The sequence below is a fragment of the Streptomyces sp. NPDC007162 genome (genome assembly GCF_040634175.1).
Taxonomy (GTDB): Bacteria; Actinomycetota; Actinomycetes; order Streptomycetales; family Streptomycetaceae; genus Streptomyces.
The window spans coordinates 1-6,150 of the sequence record NZ_JBEYFC010000520.1 but is presented as its reverse complement, the minus strand read 5'-3'; the positions used below and the strand labels follow the sequence as shown (position 1 = coordinate 6,150).

Here is a 6,150-nt window from a genome sequence, read left to right as displayed (position 1 = left end):
GCCAGGTAGTCGCCGAGCGGGTCGTCCGCGTCCACGGTGTAGGCGGAGAAGGTGACCGGGGGCAGCTTGGAGCCCTTGGTGTCACCGGGCGCGTAGGCGTAGTGCGTGATGGAGTTCAGCCACAGACTCGGCGACGTGTTGTACCAGTCACGCGGGAAGGACTGGTCGAGGTCGTACCTGTCGACGGTGGCGAGCCCGCTCACTCCAGGGCGTCCCGCCTCGGTACTGACGGCGTCAAGGCGCATGCGGGTCCAGAACGAAGGGAAGGCCGGGCACATCTTCGAGTCGGACTTGCAGTTGAGGTTGCCCGGGCTGTCCCACCACGGCCGGTAGGCGGCCGGGTCCTTGGTCTTGTCGAAGTTGACGGGATCGCAGACGGTGTCGCTGGCCAGGCACCGCTCGCGGGCGTCGAACACGACCCGCGCAGCGGGCTTGGTGAGGGCGTCGGGGCGCAGTCCGTACTCGATACTGGTCGGGTAGCCACCGCGGACGTACTTCACCGGCGTCTTGAACTTCTTGTCCGCGGCGTAGTAGTTGGTCTCCTGCTGCCAGTTGACGATCATGGTGTTGCCGTTGGTGTCGACCACCTTGTCAAGGCCCCACTGCCAGGCCTGCGAGCAACTGGAATCCTTGAAGGCGTCCTTGTGGCAGGGCTCGTCGGGGTGGTTGCCGAAGACGGGGACGGTGAAGACGGAGTGGGTGTCGGCGTGCGAGCCGCCCACCTTGTTCAGACCGTAGTAGTACTTGGTGCCGTCGGTGGTGGTGACGATCCAGTACTCGTGGTCGTTGTCTTCGTTGTCTCCGTCGGTCCGCAGCTCGACGCGGGTGCCGTCGTCGCTCTGGGGGCGGTAGGTGTTGGTGCTGCCGACCCTGACCAGTTCGGTGGTACGGCCGTTGAGGGACATCACGGCGTTGTACGACGCCCAGCACAGGTCCGAGGTCTTGTCCTTCTTGGCCGTGTTGTTCGGAGTCTGGCCGTTGACGTCTTTGGTGTCGTCCTGGCAGGAGCGGTAGCGGCGCTCGATATGCCCGGGGTCATAGCTCCAGCCCTCGCCGATCCATGAGGCCTGCGGCGAGGCGACGGCCGTCTTTCCGTCCACTGCCTGGGAGTTGTAGCCGAACGAGACCTGCGGCGTCGGGCCGGCCGGCGCGGGCGGAACCTGCACGGGGTAGGAGTAGGAGAACGCTCCCGACGAGCCGCCCGCCTCCCACTTGCCCGACGCGGAAAGCGGAGTCGCCTTGAAGGTGCCACTGGCTCCGGCGCCGGAATCGACGACTCCGACCACAGCCTTGTCGCCGGTGGCCGCAACGGGCTGCGCGTACGAGGCCTGGACGGCGCCCGCCGAACCGACGGTGGACCTGTCGTTCGTCGAAGCCTGGCTCACGGTGCCGTCGGCGGCAGTGTCCACCGTCGCCGTAACGGTCTTCGCCCCCGAGTCGTTGGCGGTCTCCAGCTCCTGGTATGCATTGCACCCGTCTGCATCAGGGGTGCTCAAGTAGCACTCGGGGAACTGCACGAACTTCAGTCGGGACGCCCAGTCGGCGCCGTAGAGGTTCTGGAACTGCGAGTAGTCCAGCTGTACGTCGATGGGTACGGACCCAGTAGTCGGGGCGGTCACGGTCATCAGGGCGCCGTCGAGTCCGCTCGCCAGGGCGTCGGACCGGTCGTACAGCCTCACCTGCCAAGTGCCCGTGGGCGCCGGCGAATCCGCGGCCTGGGCGAGTTTGACGGGCAGCGTTCCCGCCTGCGTCCCGGCGGCCGCGGACAACGCGTGTGTCACGGACGATGGTGCCGCCGTCGTGGCGGCCGACGTGGCCGAGGCCGTCGTGGCCGGCGCGGCGAAGGCGACCGAACCGGTACCGCCGACAGGCGCCACGACGGTTTCGTCCGGCGGTTCTTCGGAATGCACCGGTGCCCGGAAAACCAATCCGGTCCGCGAGACGGCTTGTTCGGCTCCGGACGTCAGGGCGTCCTGCTGCAGGTCCTCCAGCTCGACCCCGCTGCGATCGGGGTCCGGCGGGACAGCCAAGGCCTGCGCAGGCAGCAGAGTCACCAACAGGGCCGCGCCCAAAGCTGACACGACCATGCCACGCCACGGCGTCCGCCGGTTCATCGCAAGTCCCCCCGCAGTTCGATCAGATCGCGCCGATTCTGTGGGAGACATGTGAACGATGAAAAGATCAGCAAAGTTCAAGTGATGATCGTCACATGGTCAATTAAACGAAAGGTATACCCGCGGGCATCATTTACTGATCGATCATCACAAATGCATGCTGCACGGGACGTTCACTGTCTGATGGCGCATCACCGTCGATTGCCGCCCTCACAGGCCACAACTCCGCCATCCATATACGCCGCTTCAGACGCAATATTCGGAATTTCCGATCCGGCAGGGCTGGTCATGGCCCCCGCCCCCTGACTGAGGCCACGCCATGGGCAGGAGGAGCAGGGCGCCTTCGCCGAGCTCCACCGTGGGGACAAAGTGATGACGTATCGCTGGTCCTGGGCCATGATCTGCTCCCGATATCCGCGCGCCGAACCGTGCCGACAGGGTGCCGGTCCAGGGGCGGAGGGGGGATTCCTGCACATGTCCATCACATGGCGCCGCCGACCACAGCGCCTGGCTGTCGCCGTCACCGCCGTTGGCGCCGTCCTCGTGGGCGGCCTCACGTATGCGGGTCTTGACGATTCCGGCGCGGGTCACGCCCCGACACAGCACGAGCGCACCGGCAAGCAGCCGTCCACGAGCGAGGCCGACGCCGTCACGAGAGCCGCCGGGACCGGTAAACGGGTCGAGGCCACCGCATTGCGCACCGCGTACTCGACCACCTGGGCGGACCCCGACGGATCCCTTCACCGACGCATCCACGCCAGCCCGATCCGGGCAAAGGTGGACGGCACGTGGAAGTCGATCGACACGACGCTCGCCCGCACCGAGCACGGCTGGTCTCCGAAGGCGACCAACACGCGGATGGTCTTCTCCGCCGGCAGCCACGGTGACCGGTCCGATCGGAGCTCCCGCTCGCAGGTCTCCCGGGTGGAGCTCAAAGCGGCCGGCACCGGCGACGACGCCCCGACGGCGGGCAGTCCGCTGGTGACCCTGTCGACGGGCGGCCACGACATGGTCATGACCTGGCCCGGCCAGATCCCCGAGCCGGTGATCGACGGCTCCCGTGCGCTGTATCCGGAGATCATCCCCGGCGTGGACCTGGTTCTCGCAGCCGACGACGGCGGCTTCTCGCAACTGCTGGTGATCAAGAACCGCGCGGCGGCCGACGACCCACGCCTGACCCGCCTCGCCTACGGAGTCTCCTCGCCCGACCTGTCGTTCGACCTCGATCCCCAAAGCCGCATCCTCCACGCGAAGGACGAGACCGGCCAGGACGTCGCTATCTCTCCGACGCCCCTGATGTGGGACTCCGCAGGACACTCCGCGGTCACCGACGGCACAGTGGACAGCGGGCCGACACCCAGCGCGGCCGAGGACGACTCGACGGACGACGACGCCGCGACCGGCGAAACGCCGGACGAGGACATCTCGCCCACTGAATCGGCAACGGCGGACGAACCCCCAGCGCCAGCGGACGGCGAGCGGACGGATCCGTTCCCCGAGACGCGGCCTCCCGCGACCGACGAGGCACCCGAACCGTCCGACAGCGTCAGCAGCACACCGGCCGCGCTCACCGAGCCGACACCGATGCCGAGCCACACTGGCAGCGCCACCACTCTCGACCTGCCCGGCCTCAACGGCCCCGAGCCAGGTTCCCACGGGACACTCGTCGGCGCCGCCCTGGACGGCAGCACCTGGACATTGACCCCCAGTCAGAAGATGCTCACCGACGACACCACCGTGTACCCGGTCTTCGTGGACCCCTCCGCCGAGAAGCACACCAACGACTGGACCACCGCATACAGCCTCTGGCCGAAGGCCAAGTTCTACAACGGCAAGGGCTTCAACTCCGGTACGCACGAGGCCCGTGTCGGCTTCGAATCCGACACCTGGGGAACCTCCCGCTCCTTCTTCACCATCGACTGGGATCCCAGGCTGAAGGGCGCCAAGGTGTACAGCGCCACCCTGCACGCGCGCGAGACCTACTCGTGGTCCTGCGACGGGCGCGTCGTCGAGGTGTACCGGACCGGCGCCATCGACGGCGACACCTCGTGGTCGAATCAGCCGAAGTGGTACGAGGAGCTGGACTCCAAGGACGTGGCCCACGGCTACCGGTCGTCGCGCTGCCCCGACGACTACGTGTCCTTCGACGTCAAGGACGCGGCGGTCCAGGCCGTCGACGGCGGCTGGGACACCCTCACGCTCGGTCTGCGCGCGCACAACGAGAGCGACCAGTTCGCGTGGAAGAAGTTCCAGGCCGACGGCGGTGACGACCCGTACGTGGACCTGGACTACAACCGGCCGCCCAAGGAGCCCACCAACCTCGACATGGACCCGGACCTGTACTGCGACACGACAGCGGACAAGGACGGCAAGTACGTCAACGTCGGCAAGACCGCCATCACTCTCTACGCCAGTGCGAGCGACCCCGACGGCAACCTCTCGAAGATCCACTTCGATCTGTGGCCCACTGGTGACGCGGACCATCCCATCACCCACCCCGACATCTCCGTCGGCGACGGCGGAGGGTCCAAGGCTCGCGTCCACACCGACGAGATCCCCGCTTCGAAGTTCGTCAGCGGCAGGACCTACTCCTGGCAGGCCCGCTCCATCGACAAGAGAGGCGCATCCTCGACCAACGCCCCCAAGGGCGACATACCGTGCCGCTTCACGTTCGATGGCACCCCGCCCCAATCGCCCAAGGTCACCTCGACCGACTTCCCGGACGCCGACGCCAACCACGACGGCGACACCGACGACAACGGCGACAGCACCTGGAGCAGCAAGAAGTTCGGCACCGCCGGCAGCTTCAGCTTCAAGAGCTCCAGCGACGCGGTCCGATTCGAGTACGGCTTCAACGGCTCATACGACCAGCCACCGGTCACCCGCAAGCTCACCGACTCCACCACCGTGACGGTCAGCGGCGTGAAGCCGCCGGAGGCCGGACCCAACCTGCTCTACGTCCGCGCCGTGGACGACGCCGGTAACGTGTCCCAGCCCAGCAAGTACCTCTTCTACGTCACCCCACGCGACACCACCGACGCGCCAGGGGATGTCACCGGCGACAAGCTGCCCGACCTGTTCGTCGTCGACGGCAACAGCGATCTGCGGCTCTACCCCTCCGAGGCAACCACCGACCTCACCAAGGGAACCGGCGACCTGCACATCTCCATGCCGGGCGCCTACCGCAACAACCCCGACCGGGACCCCAACAACTCGGACGAGCCGAAGTTCTCGCCCCTGCCGACGGGTTACTGGAAGGACGCCCTGATCACCCACCTCGGTGACAGCTACCACGGTGACGGGGTCCAGGACCTCATAGCCCGCCTGGGAGGCAAGCTCTGGCTCTACCCGGGCGACGGCTACGGCGCGGTCAACATCGACCGGCGCCAGGAGATCTACCTGCCGTCCACCGCCCCCGACCCGGCCTCGTACAGCCAGATCGTCTCCGCCGGTGACATCACCGCCGACGGCAACCCCGACCTGTTCGTCATCACCACCGACGGCCAGCTCTGGGTGTTCACGGGCTACGAAGGCGGCTCCTACCAGGCCGCCACCAGACTCGCCTCGTCAGCATGGGCCGACCGCGATCTCGTCAGTGTCCAGGACGTGACCGGCGACAACGTCGCCGACCTGCTCTACCGCACCAATCTCAGCGGCCGCCTCCTGCTCCGCACCGGCAAAGCGGCCACCAGCGGCGGTGGCGTCGACCTGAGCTCACTTGCCTCCGCGGCGGCCTCGGCGGGCGGCGCGGACGGCGAGTACGCGGCTTCCGGCTGGTACCGCTCCGACAGCCGGCTGATCCGTGGCACACCGGACGTCAACGGAGACAAGATCCCGGACATCTGGGCACTCATGGCCGACGGCTCGGCCCGCTTCTACCCAGGAGGCCGCAGCGCGATCGGCACACCGACCACGGTGATCGCCTCCGGTAGCTGGACGTACAAGCAGGCCCTCGGCTGACCTGGTCCGACGGGCCAGGGGCCAGGCCCCCTCCGACCGACGATCGGGTGCGCTGTCACCCGTGACAACGGGTGAC

At 67.5% G+C, this 6,150-nt stretch carries 2 protein-coding genes; one reads left to right on the top strand and one right to left on the bottom strand.

The genetic code is table 11. From position 1 onward, the window contains the following. Nucleotides 1-2,087, bottom strand: a 2,087-nt coding sequence (locus tag ABZ646_RS37915; protein WP_360529645.1) for a SpvB/TcaC N-terminal domain-containing protein, incomplete at its 3' end; no start/stop codon positions are given. A gap of 501 nt (nucleotides 2,088-2,588) precedes the next feature. Here ABZ646_RS37915 and ABZ646_RS37910 point away from each other — a divergent pair. Continuing rightward, the gene (locus ABZ646_RS37910) at nucleotides 2,589-6,074 is read left to right on the top strand and encodes a DNRLRE domain-containing protein (RefSeq protein ID WP_360529642.1); all 3,486 of its coding nucleotides are present in this window, start codon (nucleotides 2,589-2,591) and stop codon (nucleotides 6,072-6,074) included. Nucleotides 6,075-6,150 lie beyond the last annotated feature (76 nt).

Bases quoted from the DNA above. Each gene is read 5' to 3' on its own strand.
- ABZ646_RS37910 (WP_360529642.1), top strand. From the start codon at position 2,589: ATGTCCATCACATGGCGCCGCCGACCACAGCGCCTGGCTGTCGCCGTC.